This is a genomic window from Acidovorax sp. JMULE5 (assembly GCF_013376875.1).
Taxonomy (GTDB): Bacteria; Pseudomonadota; Gammaproteobacteria; order Burkholderiales; family Burkholderiaceae_C; genus Acidovorax; species Acidovorax facilis.
The window spans coordinates 4,937,725-4,962,180 of the sequence record NZ_CP035951.1; the positions used below are offsets into that span (position 1 = coordinate 4,937,725).

Sequence of the window (24,456 nt, forward strand, 5' to 3'; positions counted from 1 at the left end):
TGGCGCCGCCGCACCTGCCTATGGTTGGCGCTGTGTGCAGCGCAGCGTCCTCCGTGTGGTCAGCCGCAGCGTGCTGCCAGAATGCGGCCGTTGGCGTCCACCTCCAGGTTGAGCCGCTGTGCGTTGAACTCCTTGGTGATGATCTGGCCGGGGCGCAGGACGCGGGCCATTTGTGCGCCCGACCGCACCCGCGCCAATTCCACCACCGATGCCGTGCTGTTTTGCCCCACCACCGACTGGGCCGGTTGGGCGTTGCACAGGCCACCTGGCGCGGGTTCTGCTGGCGCCGGGCTGCCTGAGGGGGCCGGGGGCTGGCCTTGGCTGGCGCAACCCGTCATCAACGCTGCAACCAACAGGCTGCCGGAGATGCCAAAAGGGATTTTCGTCATGGGTGAGGCTCCTGAAAACCAGACCCTCACCATACCGGAAGCCCTGTGAGCGCGGGTGTCCACGCGTAACACGGGGGAGGGACTGTCCCTCCCGGTTGTTGCGGATGACTTGATGAGGGTCAAGAAGATGTTGGCTGAATGCGACAGGCCGCGCCACTCCCTCACACGGCGGGTGCCCGGCGATGGTTTGCCGTAAGGCCCTGTCCGCACAATGGATTGTTGGTGGTCTGCGCCCCCCACGGGCGGGCAGAACACCGGGGCCAGTGCGGAGCGCACTGGCTTCTGGCAACCGAGTTTGTGCAGCCCCGATACCCCATGTCCGACGATCCCATCTTCAGCCTCATCCACACTCTCGGCGACACGCTGGATGGTCTGGACGTCGCCTTGTGCGCGTTTGACGAAAACGATTGCACGCTCGCATGGAACCGTACGTTCTTCAAGCTCTTCCCGGAGCATGAGGGGCATGTCTACGTGGGCGAGCCCTACCACGCCAATCTGCGGCGCTTTTACACCGAGCGGCTGGATGCGCAGGAGCTGCCCAATATCGATCGCTACATTGCGGCAGGCGTGGAGCGGCACCGCGCACAGACGCGCCCCTACAGCTTTGAACACCGGGGCCTGCGGGTCCACGTATCGTCGTTGCCGATCGCCGGGGTAGGGCGCGTGCGGGTCTGGCGTGCAGAGGCGGTGCAAAGTCCACAAGAACAGGAAAAGCTGGACAAGGTGGGCGATGCCAGCATCCACGAGCCCGGCTATCCGCGCAGCCCCATGGTGGAAAGCACAGAGCTTTTTGACCGCATTCCCGATGGCTTGATGATCTGTGGGGAGGACCAGCACATTCAATGGGTCAACGAGCCGTTCATGCAGATGTACAGCCTTGTTGATCGCGCCGCTGCAACGGGCCTGAGCTTTGAGGATATTTACCGGGGGGCCTGGGCTGCGGATGGGCCGGGTGACATGGCGCCCTTTTATGAGGGGCTCACCATACTGCACGAACACATGCGGTTTGCGGGCGCACCGTTTGAGGTGCCCTTGCCCCGCAACCGCTGGAGCCGCGTGATCGCCAAGCAGGGCTTGGACGGGACCGTGTTCTATGCACATGTGGATATCACCGAGTTCAAGCGCCAGCAACGCCGGCTTGCCCAGGCCGAGCGCAGTGCCCGCGACAGCGAGGCGCAACTGCGTGAGAAGTCCATCCTGTTGGAGGCCACGTTGGAAAACATGGACCAGGGCGTGGCCAAGATCAGCGCCACGGGCATTGTGGAGCTGTGCAATCGCCGCGCGCTAGAGCTGCTGGATTTGCCCGTCGAACTGATGGCCTCCAAGCCCTCGCTGGTGAATGTGCTGGCCTACCTGCGCGCACGGGGCGAGTTTGACGGGGCATCGCAAGAGATCCAAGACCTGCTGCTGAACAGTGACGGCGGGGTCGATCAGCAGCAGGTCTATGACCGCCCCCGGCCAGACGGGCGCATCCTGGAGGTCCAGACCGTGCCCATCAAAGGGGGAGGTGCGCTGCGCACCTTCACCGACGTGACGCAGCGCAAACAGGCCGAGCACCGCATACGGCATGTTGCCGAACACGATGGACTCACGGGGTTGCTGAACCGCTCGGCCTTCCTGCAAACCCTTCAGGCGGCGGTGCCCGATGCGCGGCGCCAGGGTCAGGGCTTTGCCGTGTTGTATGTCGACCTGGACGGCTTCAAGCCCATCAACGACCGCTTCGGACATGCCGTGGGCGACCAATTGCTGGCGTGGGTGGCCCGGCAGCTCGCCCAGGCGGCGCGCGAAAACGACGTGGTGGCGCGGCTGGGTGGCGACGAATTTGCCCTGCTGCAGCGTGGCGTCTCTGACCGCGACAGCGCTCTCCGGCTGGGCGAGCGCCTGGTGCAGGCCATTGCCCAGCCGACGGAGATTGAATCGCATTTCATCCAGATCGGAGCCTCTGTAGGTATCGTGATGTCGTCTGCCGATGCCACGAACGCCGAAGAGCTGCTGCGCAAGGCCGATTCCGCGATGTACCTGGCGAAAGCCTCTGGGCGCGGTTGTGTGCGGATTTATGGTGCGTGACACGCCCAGCGTGTACGCGCCGGGTGAGCGGGCCTGGAAGTCGTCCTTCAGAAAGTCGAAGATGTCCTACACACCTCGGTCACGGGGCGGCCTATTATTTGTCCGTCGATACCCCGTCGACATCCCTCCCGCTTGCACAAGCAAGTGTTCAGCCCGCACCCTGCGGGCTTTTTTTTGCCCGTTTCCCGTCCTGCCAGTGCCTGCACCGCGAACCGCGAGACATGGGGCTTGTCATGAAAGAGCAGGCGAATACTGGGTTCTTTGACCCCATCCTCTGCACGTTGCGCCAGGGGGCTGCATCATTCACAGCCAGGTGGGGTGTCATCGTGGGGCCACCGCTTTTGATTACAAAACCAGAATGATTCTGTACAAGCCCGGGGCGCAATTCATCTACAAGGGCCGACGTGTCAGCGTGGACTACGTCATCATCCGGAGAACGGGCCTGTGGGTCCGATTGGCCGGCAGTGATGAGGTGTGCCGACCAGAAGATCTGACACCCATTTCGCCCCATGCTTCTGGCTTGCCCGAAGGCCGCCACTGACGGCGGGTAGGGTGGTGGGGCACAAAGCACAACGGGCCGTGAAGGCCCGTTGTGCTGGATGTTTTGGCGGAGACTGTGAGATTCGAACTCACGGACGGTTGCCCGTCGGCAGTTTTCAAGACTGCTGGTTTAAACCACTCACCCAAGTCTCCGGGAGGGAAGGCGCGAATTCTAGCCGACTGCGGGTGCTGATTTTTTCAGCATGCCCCGGGTCTCGATGAACTTGACCACATCGGCCACGCCTGCCAGGGTTTTCAGATTGGTCATCACAAACGGTTTGAGGCCCTGGGCGTTGGTGCGCATGCGGGTGGTGTCGGCGTGCATCACGTCCAGGTTGGCGCCCACGTGGGGGGCCAAGTCGGTCTTGTTGATGATGAACAGATCGCTCTTGGTGATGCCGGGGCCGCCTTTGCGGGGGATTTTCTCGCCGGCGGCCACGTCGATCACGTAGATGGTGAGGTCCGAGAGCTCAGGGCTGAAGGTGGCGGCCAGGTTGTCGCCGCCGCTTTCTACAAACACGATGTCGGCGTTGGGGAACTCGCCCAACATGCGGTCGATGGCTTCGAGGTTGATGGAGCAGTCTTCGCGGATGGCGGTGTGGGGGCAGCCGCCGGTTTCCACGCCCAGGATGCGTTCGGCGGGCAGGGCACCGCTCACTGTCAGCAGGCGCTGGTCTTCCTTGGTGTAGATGTCGTTGGTGATGGCGATGAGGTCGTATTCATCGCGCATGGTCTTGCACAGCATTTCCAGCAGCGTGGTCTTGCCGGAGCCCACGGGGCCGCCGATGCCGACGCGCAGCGGGGGCAGGTTTTTGGTGCGGTTCGGGATGTGGTGCAGTGTGTTGGTCATGGCGTAATTTACTATCAAATCAATAGCTGCTAGCGCAGGATTCGCAAGCGCTAGGAGCGAAAAAGTCTTGAATATTGCACTTCGTGCTGGGCGCTCAGGATGGCCAGCATCGGCGAGAAGGCCTGGCGCTCGCTATCCATCAGGCCTATGGCGTGGTCGGCGGCGGCAGGTATGGCATCGGCCAGTTTTGCGAGGATGCGCTGGCCTGCGCTTTGGCCCAGCTGCATGGATTTGAGGGCGGCCTGCACCATGTTTTCGGCCCAGCCGAAGGCGTAGGCCAGCAGAACATCGCGCACGGGCGCCTGGGTGGTGGAGGCGGCCAGTGCAAATGCCACGGGGTATGTGGGGGGCAGGGCGGCCAGGTGGCGGATGGCGGGCAGGGACTCTTCGTTACCCTGGTGCTGGTTGCGCAGCCAGTCGGTCATCGACCGGCCCATCTGCTCGGTCTGTAGCCGCAGTTCGCTGGTTTCGCGGGTGTGTAGCACCCAGTCGTTGAGTTCGCGCACGTGCGCCCAGTCGGCGCGGCGCCAGGCGCCTGCTGCTTTGGCGATGAGGGCCATGTCGCCGCGCGCCTGCGTGATGTGCAACTGGTCCAGCAGCCAGTCGCCCACGGCGGTTTCGCTGGCGAGGCCCGCGTTTTCAATGGCGCTTTCCAGCCCTTCGGAATACGAGAACCCGCCCACGGGCAACGCGGGGGAGGCCAGCCACATCAGCTGCAGGAAGCTGGCGGCGGGCAGGGGTGCGGGGCGGTCCAGGCGCATGGAGCGGGGAGTCAGTGGTCGTGGTTGCAGTGGGGGCCGTGCACATGCCCCTGGGCCACCACGGGGATGGACACGGTGCGCCCGGGGCCTGGGGCTGCGGTGTTTGCTGCTGCGTGGCTGTGATCGTGATCGTGCCCATGGTCATGCCCACCATGGTGGTGGTGCCCGCCACCGTGCCCCGACGCGTAAGCGCCGCCTTCGGGCTCAAACGGCAGGTTCTGCTCGTTCACGATGAGGTGCATGGCGCACAGCATGTCGGCCAGCACGTGGTCGGGTTCGATCTTGAGGTGGTCGGGCTGAAGTTCGATGGGCACGTGCCGGTTGCCCAAGTGGTAGGCGGCGCGGGTCAGGTCGAAGGGGGTGCCGTGCTGTGTGCAGTGCGTGATGACCTGCACGGGCTGCGGTGCGGCGATGACGCGGACCATGGAGCCGTCTTCGGCCACCAGCACGTCACCGCCACGCACCAGCGTGCCGCGCGGCAGGAAGATGCCCAGCTCGCGCCCGGCGGAGTCGGTGGCGGCAAAGCGGCTTTTCTGGCGCACGTCCCAGTCCAGCTCGATGGTGGTGGCTCGCTTGACCAGTACGGGCGCAAGGCCCTTGCCTTGGGGGATCAGTTTGGAGGCTTGGATCATGGAGATTCTTTGTTGCAGCGGGCAAACGTGCATTGTGTGCCAGGGGCTCAACCCTGGGCAGCGCGTTTGTTTACAGCGTACGGGTCATGAAGAAGCTGTAAGGGTCGAGGCAGTAGTCGGCAAAAGGGCCGCATTCGACGAAGCCGTTCTGCAGGTAGAGCTGCCGCGCGGGCTCGAAGAACGGTTGCGTACCGGTCTCCAGGCTCACGCGGGCAAAGCCGCGTGCGCGGGCCTCTTGCAGCAAATGGCTCAGCAGCTGGCGCGCAATGCCCCGGCCGCGATGGCGGGTGCTGGTGCGCATGGATTTGAGTTCAGCGTGGCCGGAATCGAGCCGTTTGAGCGCGCCCGTGCCCACCAGCATGTCGCCATCCGCTCCGGTCAGCCAGGCAGACCAGAACGCGATGTTCGGCTGACGCAGCTGGTCCATGTCCAGCGCGTGCACGCTTTCAGGCGGTGAAACGGCGCGCATGTCCACCAAGTGCTCTTGCATGAAGGCTTCAATGCGCGGGTCGCTCAGGTCGTCCAGGCGGATCATCAGGTCTTGCGATACGGCGCTCATGGGACGTGGGCCTCAGAACAAAAAGTAGCGCTGCGCCATGGGCAGCACGGTAGCGGGCTCGCAGGTGAGCAGCTGCCCATCTGCGCGTACCGAATAAGTCTGCGCGTCGATTTCCATCTTGGGCGTGTAACTGTTGTGCACCATGTGCTGCTTGCGCACGCTGCGGATGTTGCGCACGGCGCTCAGCGTTTTGCGCAGGCCGAAGCGCTCACCGATGCCAGCCGCCAAACCCGCCTGCGAGACAAAGGTGAGGGAGGTCTTGGCAATCGCTCCGCCAAACGCGCCAAACATCGGCCGGTAGTGCACGGGCTGGGGCGTAGGGATGGAGGCGTTCGGGTCACCCATCGCCGCCATGGCGATCAGGCCGCCCTTCAAGATGAGCGCGGGCTTCACACCGAAGAATGAGGGCTTCCAGATGACGATGTCGGCCCATTTGCCGACCTCGAGCGAACCCACTTCATGGCTGATGCCGTGCGCAATGGCGGGGTTGATGGTGTATTTGGCCACATAGCGCTTGATGCGCGTGTTGTCGTTGCGGGCGGTGTCACCTTGCAGGCTGCCGCGCTGCACCTTCATCTTGTGCGCGGTTTGCCAAGTGCGCAGGATGACTTCGCCCACGCGGCCCATGGCCTGGCTGTCGCTGGACATCATGCTGATGGCGCCCAGGTCGTGCAGGATGTCTTCCGCGGCAATCGTCTCCTTGCGGATGCGGCTTTCGGCAAAGGCCAGGTCTTCGGCAATGCTGGCATCGAGGTGGTGGCACACCATGAGCATGTCCACATGCTCGTCGAGCGTATTGTGCGTGTACGGCATGGTGGGGTTGGTGGAGCTGGGCAGGAAGTTGTCTTCACCCACCACGCGCAGGATGTCCGGTGCGTGTCCTCCCCCCGCGCCTTCGGTGTGAAACGCGCAGATGCCGCGCCCATCCACGGCGGCAATGGTGTTCTCCACAAAGCCCGATTCGTTGAGCGTGTCGCTGTGGATGGCCACCTGCGTGTCGGTTTCTTCGGCCACGTCCAGGCAGTTGCTGATGGCCGAGGGCGTAGTGCCCCAGTCTTCGTGCAGCTTGAGACCAATGGCGCCTGCGTTGATCTGCTCATGCAGGGCATCGGGCAGGCTGGCATTGCCTTTGCCGAGAAAGCCCAGGTTCATCGGGAAAGCGTCGGCGGCCTGCAGCATGCGCTCCATGTTGAAGGGGCCCGAGGTGCAGGTGGTGGCCAGCGTGCCGGTGGCGGGGCCGGTGCCGCCGCCCAGCATGGTGGTCACGCCGCTGGCCAGGGCCTCTTCAATCTGCTGCGGGCAGATGAAGTGGATGTGGCTGTCGATGCCGCCTGCAGTGACGATGTTGCCCTCGCAGCTGATGACCTCGGTGCCGGGGCCGATGATGATGTCCACGCCCGGCTGGGTGTCGGGGTTGCCGGCCTTGCCGATGGCGGCTATGCGGCCTGCCCGCAATCCAATATCCGCCTTGAAGATGCCGGTGTGGTCCACCACGAGGGCATTGGTCAGCACCGTGTCCACCGCGCCGCCACCGGAGGGGCCTGTTCCAGTCCCGGCGTTGCTGCGCTGGCTTTGTGCCATGCCGTCGCGGATGGTCTTGCCGCCGCCAAACTTCACCTCTTCGCCATAGCTGCCTGCGCGCAGCGTGTGGTCGGCTTCCACTTCGAGGATGAGTTCGGTGTCGGCCAGGCGCACGCGGTCGCCCACGGTGGGGCCGAACATTTCGGCGTAGGCGCGTCGTCCAATGGTTGCCATGGTGGGGTGCTCCGCTTTCCGGTGGGCGATAAATACTATTGTTTTAATAGCTGCTAGCTCTTATCCATAAAGCGCTAGAGGCCAATTTGGCTCAAATCTTGGTGGTTCAGTGCTACAGCGCACCCTGCGTGAGGCCTTGAAAGCCGAACACGCGGCGGTCGCCGGCGTAATCCACCAGCTCCACGGTGCGCTCCTGGCCGGGCTCAAAGCGCACGGCGGTGCCCGACGCAATGTTCAGCCGCATGCCGCGCGCAGCCGCGCGGTCAAAGCCCAGCGCATTGTTGGTTTCGGCAAAGTGGTAGTGCGAACCGACCTGGATGGGTCGGTCGCCGGTGTTGCGCACCACCAGCGTGAGGGTGCGGCGGCCGGTGTTGAGCGGGTGTTCACCGGGTTCGGTGAAGAGTTCGCCTGGGATCATTGCGTGCTCCTGGTGGGTCAACGGGTCAGGCCATTTGCGCGAGCAGCGCACCACCGAACACTGCCACGCCCGCACCTGCGGCGCGCGCCAGCCAGACATGGCGGTGGCGCAGTGCCCAGCCCGCCGCGAGACCCGTGCCATGCAGCAGCACGGTGGCGGTCAGCATGCCCGCAAGGGTTTGCCAGGCGCTGTCGCTGCCTGCCAGTTCGTAGCCATGGGCCACGCCGTGGAAGACAGCGAACACGCCCACACCCAGCGCCGCCACCAGTCCGGGCACGCGCAGGCGCGACACGACCAGCAGGCCTGTGACCAGCAGCGACGCAGCAATCATCGGCTCCACCGCAGGCAGGTCCACGCCCTGCAGGCCCAGCACGGCACCCGCCAGCAGCATGGCCGCAAAGCCCACGGGGCCCCACAGCAGTTCGCGCCCGGCATGGCGCGCGGCCAGGGCGCTCCACAGGCCCACGGCCACCATGGCGGCCAGGTGGTCCAGGCCGAACAGGGGGTGGGCAAGGCCGCTGAAGAAACTGTTGTGGATGTGGGATTCAGCGCCTGTATGGGCGTTGGCGCACGTGCTGATTGCGCTGGCAGCTATGAAAAGGAGAGCGGCTGTGTGGCGGTGTGAGAGTGCGATGCGCATGGGGGCTCCACAGAGAGAACGAGGGACAGAGAGAAAGGGGGTCAGACGATCGGTTGATGGACGGTGACCAGCTTGGTGCCATCGGGGAACGTGGCCTCGACCTGGATGTCCGGAATCATCTCGGCGATACCGTCCATCACATCGGCGCGGGTCAGCACGCTGCGGCCCTCGCTCATCAATTGCGCCACGGTTTTCCCGTCGCGCGCACCCTCCATCACGGCGGCGCTGATCAGGGCCACGGCCTCGGGGTAGTTGAGCTTGAGGCCCCGGGCCTTGCGGCGCTCGGCCAGCAGGGCGGCGGTGAAGATCAGCAGCTTGTCTTTTTCGCGAGGAGTTAATTCCATTTCGTTTCACTCATTGCTGGGGTCGTTGGCTCGCGCGGCCGCGGCGCGGCCGAGCGCGAGGGGTGATTTCCATGGTGTACCGGTGATCTGGTGGAAGCGAATCCATCATAGGCAGCAAGCCCCGTGCCCGCCATACGTCATCTGGCGCAGGGGCAGCGCTCGCAGGGGCGGGCCGTGGCATGGAAACTGCACCTGCAGTGCTTGTTGTCATCCCATGTCCATGCCACTTTCCACCGCTCCCCTTGCTCCCGCTGATGCTGCGCCGGTGCAGCTGTCGGGGCAGGATGTAGATGCGCAGGCCCCCCAGCAGGTCGTCAAGGTGCGCCGCGACTACAACAGCTGGGTGGCCACCGAGACCATGGAGGACTACGCGCTGCGCTACACCCCGCAGCGGTTTCGCAAATGGTCCGAATGGCGGGTGGCCAATACGGCGTTTGGCGCGGCGTCCTTTCTGATTTTGGAAGCCGTGGGCGCCACGCTGCTGGTGCAGTACGGCTTCATCAATGCCTTCTGGGCCATCGTGGCCACGGGGCTCATCATCTTCCTGGCGGGGCTGCCCATCAGCGTGTATGCGGCGCGCTATGGGGTGGACATGGACCTGCTCACGCGCGGCGCGGGGTTTGGCTACATCGGCTCCACGCTCACCTCGCTGATCTACGCGAGCTTCACCTTCATCTTCTTCGCGCTGGAGGCCGCCGTGATGGCCTACGCGCTGGAGCTGGCGCTCGACATCCCGCCCACCTGGGGTTACCTCATCTGCGCCATTGTGGTGATTCCACTGGTCACGCATGGCGTGTCGGCCATCAGCCGCCTGCAGGTGTGGACACAGCCGCTGTGGCTGGTGATGCTGGTGGTGCCGTTTGTGTATGTGATCGTGCGCGATCCTGGTGCGTTTTCCGGCATCGTGCACTACGGTGGTGAATCAATGCGGGGCGCCACATTCCAACTGCCCTTGTTTGGTGCGGCGCTCACGGTCGGTATTGCGCTCATTACCCAGATGGGGGAGCAGGCCGACTACCTGCGCTTCATGCCCGCATCCACCCCCGCCACACGTGGGCGCTGGTGGCTGGGCGTGCTGGTGGGCGGGCCGGGCTGGGTGGTGCTGGGCGTGCTCAAGATGCTGGGCGGCGCGCTGCTGGCTTATCTGGCGCTCACGCACATGGTGCCTGCCGAGCGTGCGGTGGACCCCAACCAGATGTACCTGGCCGCGTATGAATACGTGTTCCCCCACTACGGCTGGGCGGTGGCGGCCACGGCGTTGTTTGTGGTGGTCTCGCAGCTCAAGATCAATGTGACCAACGCCTACGCAGGCTCGCTGGCGTGGTCGAACTTCTTTTCGCGCCTTACCCACAGCCACCCGGGGCGCGTGGTGTGGGTGGTGTTCAACACCCTCATCGCCTTCATGCTGATGGAGATGAACGTGTTCCGCGCCATGGGCGAGGTGCTGGGGCTGTACTCCAACATCGCCATCGCCTGGATCATGTCGGTGGTGGCCGACCTCGTCATCAACAAGCCGCTGGGCCTGTCGCCCAAGGGCATCGAGTTCAAGCGCGCGCATCTGTACGACATCAACCCAGTGGGCGTGGGCTCGATGGCGCTCGCGTCGATCCTGTCCATCAGCGCGCACCTGGGCCTGTTCGGACCGCTGCCGCAGGCGTTCTCGGCGGTGATTGCGATGGCGGTGGCCTTTGTCACCGCACCGCTCATTGCCTGGGCCACTGGAGGGCGCTACTACATTGCGCGCCAGCCCGATCCCGCTGCGGTGACCGATGTGGTGGCGGTGCCCATGCACGGTCCGGTCAGCGGCAAACAAGGTGCTGACTTGGGCAGCACCATGCGTTACACCGTGCAGCGCTGCGTGATCTGCGAGCGCGAGTACGAAGCCCCGGACATGGCCCAGTGCCCCGCGTACCGGGGCGCCATCTGCTCGCTGTGCTGCACGCTCGATGCGCGCTGCGGCGACCTTTGCAAACCCCACGCCAGTATGGCGGTGCAATGGTCCGCCGCGCTGCGCTGGGTGCTGCCGCGCGCCATGTGGCGCTATCTGGACACGGGCCTGGGGCACTTCCTGCTGCTGATGCTGGTGATAGCGCCGCTGCTGGCCTCGGTGATGGGGCTGCTGTACCACCAGGAGCTCAACACCATCGCCCAGGCGGCCACTGACACCGAGGTGATGGCGGCACCCGAAGTGGCGCTGCGCTCGGGCCTGCTCAAGGCCTATCTTGCACTGCTGGTCATTTCGGGCATCGTGGCCTGGTGGCTGGTGCTGGCGCACAAAAGCCGCCAGGTGGCGCAGGAGGAATCCAATCGGCAGACGGGCCTATTGGTGCGCGAGATCGAGCTGCACCGCCAGACCGACGAGGCCCTGCAGACCGCGCGCAGCGTGGCCGAGCAGGCGCGCCAGGTGGCCGAAGAAGCCAAGCGCGCCGCCGACCAGGCCAACCACGCCAAAAGCCGCTACATCAGCGCCATCAGCCACGAGATCCGCACGCCGCTCAACTCCATCTTGGGCTACGCGCAGCTCATGGGCGAGGACGCGGGCGTGCCCCCGCACCGCAAGCAGGCGGTGCATGTGATCCGCCGGGGCGGCGAGCACCTGCTCTCGCTCATCGAGGGCACGCTCGATATTGCGCGCATCGAATCCGGCAAGCTCACGCTGGACGTGACGCCCATGCGTTTTGCCGATGGCCTGCACGAGATGGCCAGCCTGTTTGAACTGCAGGCCGCGGCCAAGGGCCTGGCCTTCCAGTTTGATGTGCTGGGCGTGATTCCGGAAGTGGTGCGTGCCGACGAAAAGCGCCTGCGCCAGATCCTCATCAACCTGCTGGGCAACGCCGTCAAATTCACCGCGCACGGCACCGTCACGCTGCGCGTGCGCTATGCACGCGAAATGGCGCGCATCGAGGTGCAGGACACGGGGCCAGGCCTCACAGCCGAGGAGATCGAGCGCATCTTCGAGCCTTTTGCGCGCGGCGGCTCGGGCGGTGGCAACACCGCGGCCGCACCGGGTGCGGGCCTGGGCCTGACCATTGCCAAGATGCTCACTGCGCTCATGGGCGGTGAACTGACGGTGAGCAGCACACCCGGCGTGGGATCGGTGTTCCAGGTCAAACTCTTCTTGCCCGAGGTGCATGCCGAGGCCCTGGGCAAGACGGCGGCGCCCGTGGCGATGCAAGCCCAGCGCGCCCGCAGGGGCTACGCGGGCGAACGCCGCCGCATCCTTGTGGTGGACAACGAAGAGCCCGACCGCGAGCTGCTGGTGCAACTGCTCGAACCCCTGGGCTTTGAGCTGCGCCAGGCGGCCAGCGGCCACGATGCGCTGGACCTGCTGGCCACCGGCTACCGGCCGCACGCCATCTTCATGGACCTGGCCATGCCGGGCATCGACGGGTGGGAGACCTTGCGGCGCGTGCGGCAGATGCGGTTGCCAAACGTGCATTGCGCCATTGTTTCCGCCAATGCGTTTGACAAGGCGCTGGACAACGACGTGGACATCCGCCCCGAAGACTTCATCGTCAAGCCCGTGCGCCACAGCGAGCTGCTCGACTGGCTGGAGCGTCGTTTGGTCTTGCAGTGGCAATACGGCGAAGCCGATATGACCCCCGCCTTGCCTGCGGCAGCGGATGCGCCCCTCACATACCCCGACACCACCGCCCTGGCCGCCTTGGCCCAGGCAGTGTCTTTGGGCTACTACCGTGGCATCCTCAACACGCTGGACGACATTGAACGCAGCCAGCCCGCGCACAGCGCTTTTGTGGGCACCATGCGGCAGCTGGCCAAGCAGTTCCAGTTCGATGCCATGGGCCAGATCCTGGAGCAGGCACCTTCGTGATGACCACCGCCAACCCATCTTCCTTGCACGCGTCTGTAGCGCCCGGTGCAGCGCTGGACCGCACCGACAGCGATGTGGTGCTGATCGTGGACGACGTGCCCGACAACCTGGCCGTGCTGCATGACGCGCTGGATGAATCGGGCTACACCGTGCTGGTCGCCACGCATGGCGAGGCGGCCTTGCAGCGTGCCGCGCAGGCCCTGCCCGACATTGTTCTGCTCGACGCCATGATGCCCGGCATGGACGGTTTTGAAGTGGCGCGGCGCCTGAAGGCATCGCCCGCCACGGCGCACATCCCCATCATCTTCATGACCGGCCTGACCGAGACCGAGCACCTCGTGGCCGCGCTGGAGGCGGGTGGCGTGGACTATGTCACCAAGCCCATCAAGCCGCGCGAGGTGATGGCGCGCATGGGCGTGCACCTGGGCGCAGCCCGCAAGGCCCGGCAGGACGCCCGCCAGGCCCGCGAGGCGCGCAACGCGCTCGATGCGTTTGGTTACGCCAGCATCACCGTGCGTGCGTCGGACGGCCGCATCGTCTGGCAAACCCCGCTAGCGCGCGAGCTGCTGCAAAGCTATTTCGGCGAGGTCGCCGCGGACGGCACGCCCACCGCCTTTGGCCAATGGGCACCCGAGCCCGTGCAGGCCTGGCTGCGCCGCCACGTGCTGGCCGACAACGCGGCCGAGCTGCTGGCTGCATCGCTGGCCGAGCCTCCCCGCCTGGCTGTGGAGCAGGGCGCCCGCCGCCTCACCTTCCGGCTGCACCAGCAGGCGGGGGACAGCGCCGGCGGCGGCGACTGGCTCATCGTGATGCGCGAGGTGTCCGACGCAAAAATCATCGAATCCATGAGCCTGTCCTTCAAGCTCACCGCGCGCGAGGCCGAGGTGCTGTACTGGGTGGTCAAGGGCAAGATCAACCGCGACATCGGCGACATCCTGGGCGCGAGCCCCGCCACGGTGAAGAAACACCTGGAGCGCGTGTTCGCCAAGCTGGGGGTGGAGACGCGCACTGCGGCGGCGGCGATGGCGATGAACCGCATCCGGCAGTTGCACCCGCAGTTTGAGGGATAGATTTTTGGTGTTTTTGGCCGCTAGCGCTTGTTGCTAAAGCGCTGGTAGCTATGAATTTTGAAGAGCCAGTGTGACCGCCGTAGGCCGCGCGTCAGCGGCCCACAGCCTTCTCCAGCTCTTGCTTGTTCATTTTTGAGCGCCCCTTGATCCCCTGCCGTTTGGCGTCTTCGTAGAGCTGATCCCGGGTGCGCCCCTGCGGGCCACGGTGCGAGTTCCTGCCTCCGCGCACGGGCGCAGGCGTGGCATGCAGGGTCTGAGGGGCTGCGGTTTTACTTTCGCCGTTCTGTGCGCGTTCCTTGTTGACCGTGCGGGCCGCGATTTCCTCGGCCGTGTCTTCGTCCCTGCCGCGTTCCAGCAGGCTGTCCTTGATGTGTTCGTACTGGCGCTCGCGTTTGGCGCTCCAGGTTCCGCGTGGCATGGTGGGCTCCTTCGAGTGGCAGGGTGATAAGCGTTTCAGCTTAGGCCCTGGCCCGGCAGCCCCGGTCAGTGTTGCGCGGGGGCGGGTGTAGGACGCATGCCCCGCATGTCTTCTGAAGGGAGTGGTACGCACTAGTCCACTGAAACCGAGAAATCGGCTGTGCGTGAGTGTCTGGCAGGGCCGCACTCTAGGCGGCGGGCGCAGGCGGGTTGCACACCCGGCGAGCACGGCAACAACGAGGGCGGCCCTGCCAGGCCCGCACCCTTCGGGCCGGGGTGGCGGCAGGCGCATCGCTGCGTTGCGGGCTTTGCCAAGGCGGCCAGCCTTGGCCGCAGCCCGCGCCTTGCGCTGCACCCGCTGCCACCTCGGCGCACAGCCGATTTCTCGGTTTCAGTGGACTAGTTGGGTCAAAAAACGGCTGCAGCGCTTATTTGACAAGCGCTTATAGCTATTATTTTGGAGTCAACTACATCCCCAGCGACTTCAGCAGTGCGTCCGTGTCGTCCTGCCCCCCCGCAGGCGGCGGCGCGGGCACGGGAGGGGCTTCTTGCGACTGGGCCATCAGCGCGTCGGCATCCGGCACTTCCTGCGCCTCGAAGTCGTAGAGCTTGATGAACTCGGTGCGGTCGATGGCCAGTTCCAGGTAGAAGATGTTGTTGTTGCTGGTGTAGAAGGTCACACGCCGGGCTTCGGGCTTGTCCAGGTTGGCGTCCACGCTCAGCATCACCTGCTTGTTCAGCACCAGCATCTTGGGCTGGTTCTGGGTGATGTGGGTCTGCAGCTCGCGGCGCACCTTGCCGGTGAAGTCGCCCACCACCTGGTTCATCAGCTCGCCCATCACATTGCTCACTTCGTCCGACGTGTAGGAGCTGACCAGATCGTCCTTGGACATGCCCATGTTCAGCAGGTAGTTGGCATACAGCTCCATCGCGGCCTGGGCCGAGAAGTTGATGATGACCAGGCCCGAGAAGCCACCATCGAACAGCACAAAACAGCCGATGTCGGGCTTCAGGCACGTCTTGCTGATGCGCTGCACCATGCCGGAGTAGTGGATCTGGCTGTGGGTGGCCACGTTCAAGACCCGGGTGACGGAGTTGCACAGGCTGATCAGCAGATCTTCGGTGCCGTAGACGGGGGATTTATCGGGGAGGCTCATGGTGTGGGTAGGCATCTGCCAGGAAAAACAACAACAAAACTGCAACGCAGACAGAGCATAGGCGATGGCGCACCGCGAGGCCAGAGTGCTTTCCGCCCTGGTGCGCTCTGCTGTGGGTGTTGGCCGTGCGGTTCTTGGGCGCAGAACTTGCGTGCCCTTGATCCGGGTCATACCACGTTGGTGCCCTGGCCCCGCATGGGATGCAGCGGATTGACAACCAACCGGGCAGGCGTATCGTGCCTTCCATACCAAAAGAGAGGGGCGCCAGATGGGTGTTGTCTATAACTATGGGTTGGCCGATTTCCAGTCGATCGCGGCGGGTGCTGCCGTGCTGGCCAGCGGAGGGGGCGGCAGCTACCACGACGCTTGTTCGATCCTTCAGGAGCTGGCGGGTCAGGGCTGGAGCGGCACGGTCACGGTGCAGGACTACGACGGCGCCACCAACGCCTGTGTGCTCGCCATCATGGGCTCGCCCGATGCGGCCGACAGCCTCACTCTGGCGGCGGTGCAAAACTCGATCAGCAACACCGTGGCCGTGATGCAGGCCTGCACGGGCGCACCGCTGGGCGCCTTGATCCCCGTGGAGATCGGGCCCATCAATTCGCTCGTGCCGCTCATTGGCGCGGCCATGTCGCAGGGCGCGGTCTGGGTGGTCAACGGCGAAGGCGCCGGCCGTGCCGTGCCCGAACTGCCCCAGACCACCTTCACCGGCGGTGTTCAGCTGGCGCCGTGCCCCGCTGCGCTGGCCAGCGACGCCTCTACGCTGGTGGATCTGGAATCCGCCGTGCTGGGCGCCTCCACCGCAGCGCGCGTGGAGACCCTGGCGGGTGGCGTGGTGGCCGGGTTTGGGGGGTATTCGGGCATTGCCATGTGGCCCTCCAACGCGGGCAACGGCTTTGCGTTGTCGGGCAGCTACATTCCGGGCACGCTGGAGCAGGCGCGGGGGCTGGGGCAGTTTCTGCTGCAGGCCGCCACGCCGCCCGCCACTGCTGCCGTGGCGGACGTGATCACCATGATCACCGGCCGCCCAGCCAGCGCGGTGGCGACCAATTTTTTCATCACCTCGGTCACGCAGTCCACCTCCAGCGCGTCGCTGGATTCGGGCATCATCCGCCTGGACAACACACAGGACCCGAGCCTGAGCACCCAGACGCACTATCTGTATAACCTGAACGAGAACCTCATCATGTACTCGTCTGCGAGCGTGGCGCCCGATGTCATCGCCCCCGACTCCATCTGCTACTACTCAGAAAGCACGGGCCGCGGCTTCTCCAACGCCAGCGACGACCTGGCCCTGTACTTCGATCCCACCACGGGAAAAAGCACGGGCCAGATGGTCAGCGTGATCGCCGTACAGACAGCGCCCCAGCTTTACAACACCCCGGGTGTGGTGGCGTCGTTTGCCGGTTTGCTGCGCAATATGGGTTACGCCGGGGCCATGCCGTCGGCCTGAAGAATCAAGGGTTTTTGCCGCCATGGGTGATGAAGCAGACCTGAACAAGGAGCGGCTGGAGTTGGTGCTGGAGGCCGCCGGGCTGGACCTGTGGGAGAACGACCTGGTCAGCGGCCAGGTCACCCACAAGGCCTCCAAGACCTTTGAGGAGCTGGGTTTTACCCAGGACGAAATCGTGACGGGCGTGCAGGACATCTTTGGCCTGTTCCACCCTGGCGACCTGGACAAGGTCAAGCAGGCGGTAGCCGACCACGTGGCGGGCATCACGCCGCAGTACCGTGCCGAGTTCCGGCTGCGCTCCAAGGCGGGCGAGTGGATCTGGTTTGCCAACTACGGCCGCATCATGGACCGCAGCAGCGCCACCCCCGGCAAGCGGCTGATAGGTGTCACCTTCAACATCCATGACCGCAAGCAGAAGGAAGACGAGATTGCGCAGATCAACCAGCAGCTGCTGGAGCAGAACAAGTTGCTGCAAGAGCTCAACACCGCGCTGGAGCTGCTGGCCGCCAATGACTCTCTAACGGGCCTGGCCAACCGGCGCACGGTGATGGAACTGGGCGCGAACGAATGCAAACGCACCGAGCGTTTTGACCACCCCCTGTCCCTGCTGGTGGTGGACATTGACCTGTTCAAGACAGTCAACGACGCCTGGGGGCACCTTGCGGGTGACCGGGTGATCTGTGCCGTCGCCCAGGCCTGCGCGGCGCGCAAGCGCAGCGGTGTGGACATCGTGGCGCGGTTCGGGGGCGAGGAGTTTGTGATCGTATTGCCCGAGACCGATGGCGTCAGCGCCTTGCGCGTGGCCGAATCACTGCGCCACGACGTGGCCGCGTTGAGCGTGCCCGTGAATGAGCAGGGTGCGAGCGCTTCGGTCACCGTGAGCATCGGTGTGGCCACGATGCACAAGGGCTCGGGCATCGGCTTTGAAGAGCTGGTCAACCGTGCCGACAAGGCCCTGTACCGCGCCAAGGGCACGGGGCGCAACGCCGTGTACTGCGCCGATGTGCAGCAGGGTGGAGCCCCGGCGGTCCATGTACTCATCGAGCCGGACGAAGACGCAGACGGCGTTGTCACCGCCTGAGCACCGTCCGCTCCTCATTCCTCGCTCGTCCACTCCACCTGCACGCCCAGGCTGCGCAGGTTCTCCACGAAGTGCGGGTGGGCGCGGCGGATGGGCGTGGCGTTGCGGATTTCCGAGCGGCCAGGCGTGCTGGCCGCCACCATGAAGAGCGCAATCGCCACGCGGATGATGTAAGGGCTCTCCACCACCGCAGGCGTCAGCGGGTTACCGCCAAAGGTGACCAGCCGGTGCGGGTCGGACTGGAACACATGCGCGCCAAACTTCGACAGCTCGCCCGCCCAGCCTAAAGCGCCGTCGTACACCTTGTTCCAGAACAGCGCATTGCCCTCGGCCCGCACACCGAGGGCGATGAAGATGGGCAGCAGGTCCACCGGAAAGTACGGCCAGGGCGCCGCCTCCACCTTGGTCAGCACATTGCTGGTGAACGGCGTCTGCACCTTGAGCGGCCCCGCGCAGTGCGCGCGTGACCAGCCGTCCTCGTGCGTGATGGTGACGCCGAACTTTGCAAACGTGCGGTCGATGAGCGGAAAGTTCTCGGGCGCGCTGTTCTTCACCACCACGTCGCCACCCGTGATCGCACCCAAGGCGAGGAAGGTCGTGATCTCGTGGAAATCTTCGTCGAAACGGAACTCCCCGCCGCGCAGTTGCGTGCCGCCATGCACCGTGATGCGCGACGTGCCCATGCCCTCGATGCGCACGCCGATCATGGTCATGAAGCGGCAGAACTCCTGCACGTGGGGCTCCGACGCGGCGTTTGTCAGCACCGACGTGCCCTCGGCCGTCGCTGCGCACAGCACGAAGTTCTCGGTGGTGGTGACCGATGCGTAGTCCAGCCAGTGGTGGTTGGCCTGCAGCCTGCCGTCGCAGCGGATCAGCAGCGAGCCTTCGGCCCGTTCCACGCGCCCGCCAAAGCGGTGGAACACCTCCACATGCGGGTCGATCTCGCGCACGCCCAGCGTGCAGCCCTTGACGTTGTCCTCCAGCCGCGCCACGCCAAAGCGCGCCAGCAGCGGGGGCACCAGCATGATGGACGAGCGCATTTCCTCGGGTAGGCGGTGGAGGGCGGCATCGAACGTGGTGGCGTGGTGGTGCAACTCCAGCGTGCCGGTGGCGTGGTCCATGCGCACATCGCTGCCTAGCGTGCGGAAGATGTCGAGGATCTTACGCACGTCGGTGATGTCAGGCACGCCGAGCAGCCTGAGCGGCTCGTTGGTGAGCAGCGTGGCGCACAGCACGGGCAGCACCGCGTTCTTGTTGGCAGATGGGATGATGCGGCCCCGCAGCGGGGTGCCGCCGTGGACGACGAGGTTGGACATGGGGAGGGAGGCAGAAGAGGCCTGGCGGGCCAGGGGTTGCGCGAGGTCGATACTCTAACTGGGTTGGGGTTTTGGGGTGTTTGGGGGCGGTGTGCTTGTGTTGAGTGCGGAGGCCGGGTTGTCGCCCCGGCAGGCGACTCACTTTTCTTTGCTTCGCCAAAGAAAAGTAAGCAAAAGAAAGGCGACCCCCAGTCTGCGACCCCCACGCGGTGCGTGGGGGCAAACCTGCGTCGGGGCGGTTGCGGGGTGCGCCGTGGAACTCGCTTTGCGCCTGCGGCGCGCCGCTCGGACAACCACGGCGAGTCAGTTCACGAAGCATGCGCGCTCCGACGCGCATGCTCACCCCGCAACCACCCCGCCGCAGGCGCAGCCAGCAGGGGGTGGACAGCCGAACAGCCAAACAGCCACACGGGCCATTGCTTCGCTCGGCCCGATCTCGCAGGCGCAAGCGCCACGCGCTGGGCAGGCGGGGCCGAGCGAAGCAATGGCCCGTATGGCTGTCCGATCCCAAGGGTTCCCTTCAGGATGCGCCGAGGAGCGCAGCGGCCAGCGGATCAGGGCTCGCGATTGTTTGAGCGCAGTGAAACGAAGCGAGTTCGAGCGAGACCCCGCTGGACGCGAGCACCGCAGGTTTCCCCACACGCCCGCAAGGGCGTGTGGGGACGCAGCGTGTAGGGCCGCCTTCTCTTTGGTGACTTTCTCTTGGCGACGCAAGAGAAAGTTACTGCGCCGCCGGGCGCACACCCCGGCCTCTGCCCTTCAAGTAGGCATGCAGCTCAGATCAGCGAGCGAAACCAAAAATCAACCCCGCCCCTCAGCGGCCCGATGAATCGCCGCCCGTATTCGCGGATACGTCCCGCAGCGGCACGCATTGCCACCCATCGCAGCATCAATGTCCGCATCGCTGGGCTTCGGGGTTTTCTTGAGCAGCGCGCAGGCCGACATCAGCTGCCCGCTCTGGCAGTAGCCGCACTGCGCCACATCCAGCACCGTCCATGCGGTGCGCAGGGCTGCGGCCTCGGGGCCTTGCAGGCCCTCGATGGTGGTCACATCGGCATCGCCCACGGCCGACAGAGGCGTGATGCAGGCGCGCACGGGCTCGCCATTCAGATGCACGGTGCAGGCGCCGCACAGCGCCATGCCGCAGCCAAACTTGGTGCCGTTCATGTGCAGCTCGCCGCGCAGCACCCACAGCAGGGGCGTGTCGGGTTCGGCGGTGACGGCGATGGCTTTGCCGTTGATGCGCAAGGTTGTGGACATGGTGGTTCCTTGAATCGATTCAGGCCAGCTTCAGTGGCAGGGCGCGCAGGCGCTGGCCGGTGAGTGCGAAGAGGGCGTTGGCCACCGCAGGCGCAATGGGCGGCACGCCGGGCTCGCCCACGCCCTCGGGCGGTTCGGCGCTGTCGATGATGTGGGTCTCCACCCGCGGGCAGTCGGCCATTCGCAGCAGTGGCACGTCGTGAAAATTGCTCTGCTGCACCTGCCCGTCCTTCAGGGTGATCTCGCCATACAGCGCCGCCGTGAGGCCAAACACCACGCCGCTTTCCATCTGCTGCGCAATCAGGTTGGGGTTGATGGCCGCGCCGCAGTCGACAACGCACACCACGCGGTGCACGCGAATGGCCTTGTCCGCCCCCACCGACACCTCGGCCACCTGCGCCACGATGGAGCCGAACGACTGGTGCAGTGCCACACCGCGCGCACGCTTCTCGCCCGCTGCACCCGGAGCCAGTGGTTTTCCCCAGTCCGCCAGCTCGGCCGCCTTTTGCAGCACCTTCAGATGGCGCGGGTGCTTTTGCAGCAGTGCGGCACGAAACGCCACCGGGTCCTGCTTGGCCGCCGCTGCTGCCTCGTCCACAAAACTTTCCTTGAAAAATGCCTGGTGCGAGTGCCCGACCGAGCGCCAGAAGCCCACCGGCAGCGGCAGGTCGACGATCTCGTGCGCAATGCGCGCATGGGGCCATTCGTAGGGCTGGTCGAACGCGCCTTCGGACGTGGTCTTGTCCGGCCCTGCGCCTGCGAGGCCAAAGGTGCGCACCAGCACCTGCGGCACGATGGCCTGGCCCACCGACACGTTGTTCCACGCCACCAGTTGGCCCTGCGCGTCAAACCCCGCCTTGAAGCGGGCCATGCAGGCCGGGCGGTAGAAGTCGTGTTGTGTGTCCTGCTCGCGGCTCCACAGCGTTTGCACCGGCGCACCACCGGCCACCTTGGCTATGGCGGCGGCCTGCGCCACGTAGTCGGCCTCCAGCCTGCGGCCAAAGCCGCCACCCAGCAGCAGCTGGTGCACGGTCACTTTTTCGTCGTCGATGCCCAGCGCCTTGGCGGCCGCGCGGCGCGCCAGGCCCGGCACCTGGGTGGATGTCCACACGGTGGCAGCGCCGTCTTTGAACTGCACCGTGCAGTTGATCGGCTCCAGCGCGGCGTGGGCCAGGTAGGGCGCGCGGTAGTCGGCGGTGATGGTGGTCGCAGCGCCTTGCATGGCCGCGTCCACATCGCCTGCGCTGTGGTAGCCAAAGCCCTTGGCTTCGTCCAGCGCCTGGGTCAGTCGCGCCATCACGGTTTCGCTCGACAAGGTGGCGGCGGGGCCGTGGTCCCATTCCACGGTGACGGCCGCAGCGGCCTTCTTGGCATGCCAGGGCGTGTCGGCAATCACGGCCACGCCGCCGGTGCCGCCGTGGTAGGGCGCCACTTCGAGCACGTGTTTCACGCCGGGCAGCTTCTGGGCGGCGGCAGCATCAAAGCGTGCCACCTTGCCGCCACGCGTGGGGCACATCACCAGGCTCGCGTGCAGCAGGCCGGGCGGGTTGGCGTCGATGCCGAAGACGGCCGTGCCATCGAGTTTGGACGGCGCCTCGATGCGCGTCAGCGGCTTGCCGATCAGCTTGAACTGCGCGGGTTCTTTGAGCGTGACCTTGCCCGGCATGGGCTGCTGAGCGGCCAGGGCAGCCAGCTCGCCAAAGGTGGCGCGCTGGCCCGCGGTGTGTTCCACCCAGCCCGCGTTGGCCGTGCACTCGGTTGCCTGCACTCCCCACTGCGCGGCGGCGGCGCGGATGAGCATGGCGCGCGCATGGGCACCGGCCTCGCGCATGGGCAGCCACAGGTCTTTGATGCTGCTCGATCCGCCCGTCATCATCACGCCCACCTCGCGCATGGTCTTGGCGGTCAACCAGCCCGCCACGGCCTTCATCGAGCCATCGTTGTCGGGGTGAAAGGGCAGGCCGTCGACCACCGTGGCGAGGTTGTTGTAGATGTCGTCGATGGGCGTCATCTCCAGCCGCACCTGCGCCCAGTCGGCGTCCAGCTCTTCGGCCAGGATGGCGGCCAGGCCCGTGTGGGCGCCCTGGCCCATTTCGGACTTGGCCATCATCACCGTCACGGTGTTGTCGGCCCCCACCTTGACCCAGCCGTTCAAGGCGGCCTGCCCGCTGGTCTGCGGCAGCGGGTCGGACGGGTGCAGGCGCTGGCGCGGCGGCATCACGCCCCAGCCAATGACCAGCGCGCCCGCTGTTGCGGCGCCGCCGAGGAGCACTGTGCGTCGTTTCACCATGGGTTCATTCCTTATTGGGGCCTTAGCCGCCCATCGTAAATCCGAGGGGCGTTTCTCCACCACCGGGATTGCCGCAGATTTTGAGTGTTTTTGGCCTCCAGCGGTTATATATAAGGCGCTATTAGCTACTGATTGCATAGCGTTTCGCCTACCCGACACAACGCGGGTGACCTGGCTTTACGCGTTCGCGCCGTGCCACCGTGTACGCCACCCGGCGTATTTCCCAAGCAGGCCCCGCTCTCCAGAATCCATTCCATCGCTCGATCACCCAGTGCCCCGCAAGGGACCGGCGAGCGAAGCGGCTTGATTGATTGATTGAAACCACCACCGGAGAAGCACACATGCAACGTCGTTATTCCCTCAAGGCCCTCGCGGCCGTCGCTACGCTCGCTGGCCTGTCTGCGCTGCCAGCCCACGCACAGGAGACCATCAAGGTCGGCATCCTGCACAGCCTGTCGGGCACCATGGCCATCTCCGAGACCGTGTTGAAAGACACCGTGCTCATGGCCATCGACGAGATCAACGCCAAGGGCGGCGTGCTGGGCAAGAAGCTCGAACCCGTGGTGGTGGACCCGGCCTCCAACTGGCCCCTGTTCGCTGAAAAGACCAAGCAGCTGCTCGGCCAGGACAAGGTCTCGGTCATCTTCGGCTGCTGGACCTCGGTGTCGCGCAAGTCGGTGCTGCCCGTGGTTGAAGAAATGAACGGCCTGCTGTTCTACCCCGTGCAGTATGAAGGCGAAGAGCTGTCCAAGAACGTGTTCTACACCGGCGCTGCTCCCAACCAGCAAGCCATCCCTGCGGTGGACTACCTGATGAGCAAGGACGGCGGCAGCGCCAAGCGCTGGGTGCTGCTGGGCACCGACTACGTGTACCCCCGCACCACCAACAAGATCCTGCGCGCCTACCTCAAGAGCAAGGGCGTGAAGGACAGCGACATCGACGAGAAGTACACCCCCTTCGGTCATTCCGATTACCAGACCATCGTGGCCGACATCAAGAAGTTCAGCCAGGGCGGCAAGACGGCGGTGGTCTCCACCATCAACGGCGACTCCAACGTGCCGTTCTATAAGGAACTGGGCAACGCGGGCCTGAAGGCCAAGGACGTGCCGGTCGTCGCGTTCTCCGTGGGTGAAGAAGAACTGCGCGGCGTGGACACCAAGCCGCTGGTGGGCCACCTGGCCGCCTGGAACTACTTCCAGTCCATCAAGAGCCCCGCCAACACCGAGTTCATCAAGAAGTGGAGCGACTACGCCAAGGCCAAGGGCATTGCCGGCCACAAAGACAAGCCGCTCACCAACGACCCGATGGAAGCTACCTACATCGGTATCAACATGTGGGCCCAGGCCGTGACCAAGGCCAAGAGCACCGACACCGACAAGGTGATTGCCGCCATGGCTGGCCAGACCTTCAAGGCACCGTCGGGCATCGTCAGCAAGATGGACGAGAAGAACCACCACTTGCACAAGAGCGTGTTCATCGGCGAGATCAAGGCCGATGGCCAGTTCAACGTGGTGTGGAAGACGCCTGGTCCTGTGAAGGCCAAGCCATGGAGCCCGTACATCGAAGGCAACGACAAGAAGAAGGACGAGCCGGACGGCAAGTCGAAGCTGTGACACCCCCCTGAG

The 24,456-nt window shown here is 65.1% G+C and carries 20 protein-coding genes and 1 tRNA gene; 6 read left to right on the forward strand and 15 right to left on the reverse strand.

The annotated features are described in order from the left end of the window. Nucleotides 1-59 precede the first annotated feature (59 nt). Nucleotides 60-389, reverse strand: coding sequence for an I78 family peptidase inhibitor (locus EXV95_RS22545; RefSeq protein WP_176888576.1), 330 nt, complete (start codon nucleotides 387-389; stop codon nucleotides 60-62). 315 nt (nucleotides 390-704) lie between these two features. On the opposite strand from EXV95_RS22545, the gene EXV95_RS22550 reads away from it, so the two are divergent. Beyond that, entirely contained in the window at nucleotides 705-2,456 is a 1,752-nt protein-coding gene (locus EXV95_RS22550) for a GGDEF domain-containing protein (protein WP_176888577.1), read from the forward strand. Nucleotides 2,457-3,061: 605 nt separating this feature from the next. Here the strand turns inward: EXV95_RS22550 and EXV95_RS22555 are convergent. From EXV95_RS22555 to EXV95_RS22595, 9 genes are all read right to left on the reverse strand, one after another. Beyond that, nucleotides 3,062-3,149 (reverse strand) — tRNA-Ser (locus tag EXV95_RS22555). Between the two features lie 19 nt (nucleotides 3,150-3,168). Continuing rightward, complete coding sequence (gene ureG, locus EXV95_RS22560) at nucleotides 3,169-3,846, reverse strand: urease accessory protein UreG (protein WP_176888578.1); 678 nt, start codon at nucleotides 3,844-3,846, stop codon at nucleotides 3,169-3,171. A gap of 50 nt (nucleotides 3,847-3,896) precedes the next feature. Continuing rightward, a complete protein-coding gene (locus EXV95_RS22565; protein ID WP_176888579.1) occupies nucleotides 3,897-4,607 on the reverse strand; it encodes an urease accessory protein UreF in 711 nt (236 codons plus the stop codon). Nucleotides 4,608-4,618: 11 nt separating this feature from the next. After that, complete coding sequence (gene ureE / locus EXV95_RS22570; RefSeq protein WP_176888580.1) at nucleotides 4,619-5,239, reverse strand: urease accessory protein UreE; 621 nt, start codon at nucleotides 5,237-5,239, stop codon at nucleotides 4,619-4,621. 70 nt (nucleotides 5,240-5,309) lie between these two features. Beyond that, the gene (locus EXV95_RS22575; RefSeq protein ID WP_176888581.1) at nucleotides 5,310-5,798 is read right to left on the reverse strand and encodes a GNAT family N-acetyltransferase; all 489 of its coding nucleotides are present in this window, start codon (nucleotides 5,796-5,798) and stop codon (nucleotides 5,310-5,312) included. A 12-nt stretch (nucleotides 5,799-5,810) separates the two neighbouring features. Further along, the gene (ureC, locus tag EXV95_RS22580; protein WP_176888582.1) at nucleotides 5,811-7,553 is read right to left on the reverse strand and encodes an urease subunit alpha; all 1,743 of its coding nucleotides are present in this window, start codon (nucleotides 7,551-7,553) and stop codon (nucleotides 5,811-5,813) included. 112 nt (nucleotides 7,554-7,665) lie between these two features. Then, entirely contained in the window at nucleotides 7,666-7,971 is a 306-nt protein-coding gene (locus EXV95_RS22585; protein WP_176888583.1) for an urease subunit beta, read from the reverse strand. 25 nt (nucleotides 7,972-7,996) lie between these two features. Continuing rightward, nucleotides 7,997-8,611, reverse strand: a complete 615-nt coding sequence (locus EXV95_RS22590; RefSeq protein WP_176888584.1) for a HupE/UreJ family protein — start codon at nucleotides 8,609-8,611, stop codon at nucleotides 7,997-7,999. Nucleotides 8,612-8,652: 41 nt separating this feature from the next. Beyond that, complete coding sequence (locus tag EXV95_RS22595; protein WP_176888585.1) at nucleotides 8,653-8,955, reverse strand: urease subunit gamma; 303 nt, start codon at nucleotides 8,953-8,955, stop codon at nucleotides 8,653-8,655. 220 nt (nucleotides 8,956-9,175) lie between these two features. Between EXV95_RS22595 and EXV95_RS22600 the strand changes: the two genes are divergently transcribed. Both EXV95_RS22600 and EXV95_RS22605 read left to right on the forward strand, forming a co-directional pair. Continuing rightward, nucleotides 9,176-12,787, forward strand: coding sequence for an ATP-binding protein (locus EXV95_RS22600; RefSeq protein ID WP_176889145.1), 3,612 nt, complete (start codon nucleotides 9,176-9,178; stop codon nucleotides 12,785-12,787). After that, complete coding sequence (locus EXV95_RS22605) at nucleotides 12,787-13,857, forward strand: response regulator (protein WP_176888586.1); 1,071 nt, start codon at nucleotides 12,787-12,789, stop codon at nucleotides 13,855-13,857. The genes EXV95_RS22600 and EXV95_RS22605 overlap by 1 nt, the downstream gene beginning before the upstream one ends. A 91-nt stretch (nucleotides 13,858-13,948) precedes the next feature. Here EXV95_RS22605 and EXV95_RS22610 read toward each other — a convergent pair whose 3' ends face one another. Continuing rightward, on the reverse strand, nucleotides 13,949-14,275 hold the full coding sequence (locus tag EXV95_RS22610) for a plasmid stabilization protein (RefSeq protein WP_176888587.1): 327 nt from the start codon (nucleotides 14,273-14,275) through the stop codon (nucleotides 13,949-13,951). A 466-nt stretch (nucleotides 14,276-14,741) separates the two neighbouring features. Then, entirely contained in the window at nucleotides 14,742-15,431 is a 690-nt protein-coding gene (locus EXV95_RS22615) for a DUF3334 family protein (protein WP_176888588.1), read from the reverse strand. A gap of 268 nt (nucleotides 15,432-15,699) precedes the next feature. Here EXV95_RS22615 and EXV95_RS22620 point away from each other — a divergent pair, with 268 nt between their 5' ends. Together EXV95_RS22620 and EXV95_RS22625 are read left to right on the forward strand one after the other, a co-directional pair. Further along, the gene (locus EXV95_RS22620; protein WP_176888589.1) at nucleotides 15,700-16,884 is read left to right on the forward strand and encodes a DUF917 family protein; all 1,185 of its coding nucleotides are present in this window, start codon (nucleotides 15,700-15,702) and stop codon (nucleotides 16,882-16,884) included. A gap of 22 nt (nucleotides 16,885-16,906) precedes the next feature. After that, the gene (locus EXV95_RS22625) at nucleotides 16,907-17,965 is read left to right on the forward strand and encodes a sensor domain-containing diguanylate cyclase (protein ID WP_176888590.1); all 1,059 of its coding nucleotides are present in this window, start codon (nucleotides 16,907-16,909) and stop codon (nucleotides 17,963-17,965) included. 14 nt (nucleotides 17,966-17,979) lie between these two features. Here the strand turns inward: EXV95_RS22625 and EXV95_RS22630 are convergent, their stop codons facing one another. From EXV95_RS22630 to EXV95_RS22640, 3 genes are all read right to left on the reverse strand, one after another. Then, nucleotides 17,980-19,281 carry a UDP-N-acetylglucosamine 1-carboxyvinyltransferase gene (locus EXV95_RS22630; RefSeq protein ID WP_176888591.1) on the reverse strand — a complete coding sequence of 434 codons (1,302 nt, stop codon included), beginning with the start codon at nucleotides 19,279-19,281 and terminating at the stop codon, nucleotides 17,980-17,982. Between the two features lie 801 nt (nucleotides 19,282-20,082). Further along, on the reverse strand, nucleotides 20,083-20,541 hold the full coding sequence (locus EXV95_RS22635; protein ID WP_176888592.1) for a (2Fe-2S)-binding protein: 459 nt from the start codon (nucleotides 20,539-20,541) through the stop codon (nucleotides 20,083-20,085). 19 nt (nucleotides 20,542-20,560) lie between these two features. Beyond that, nucleotides 20,561-22,831, reverse strand: coding sequence for a xanthine dehydrogenase family protein molybdopterin-binding subunit (locus EXV95_RS22640; RefSeq protein WP_176888593.1), 2,271 nt, complete (start codon nucleotides 22,829-22,831; stop codon nucleotides 20,561-20,563). A 341-nt stretch (nucleotides 22,832-23,172) separates the two neighbouring features. Here EXV95_RS22640 and urtA point away from each other — a divergent pair, with 341 nt between their 5' ends. Further along, nucleotides 23,173-24,444: an urea ABC transporter substrate-binding protein gene (gene urtA / locus EXV95_RS22645; protein ID WP_176888594.1), complete on the forward strand. Its 1,272-nt coding sequence runs from the start codon at nucleotides 23,173-23,175 to the stop codon at nucleotides 24,442-24,444. The last annotated feature ends 12 nt before the right edge of the window (nucleotides 24,445-24,456 follow it).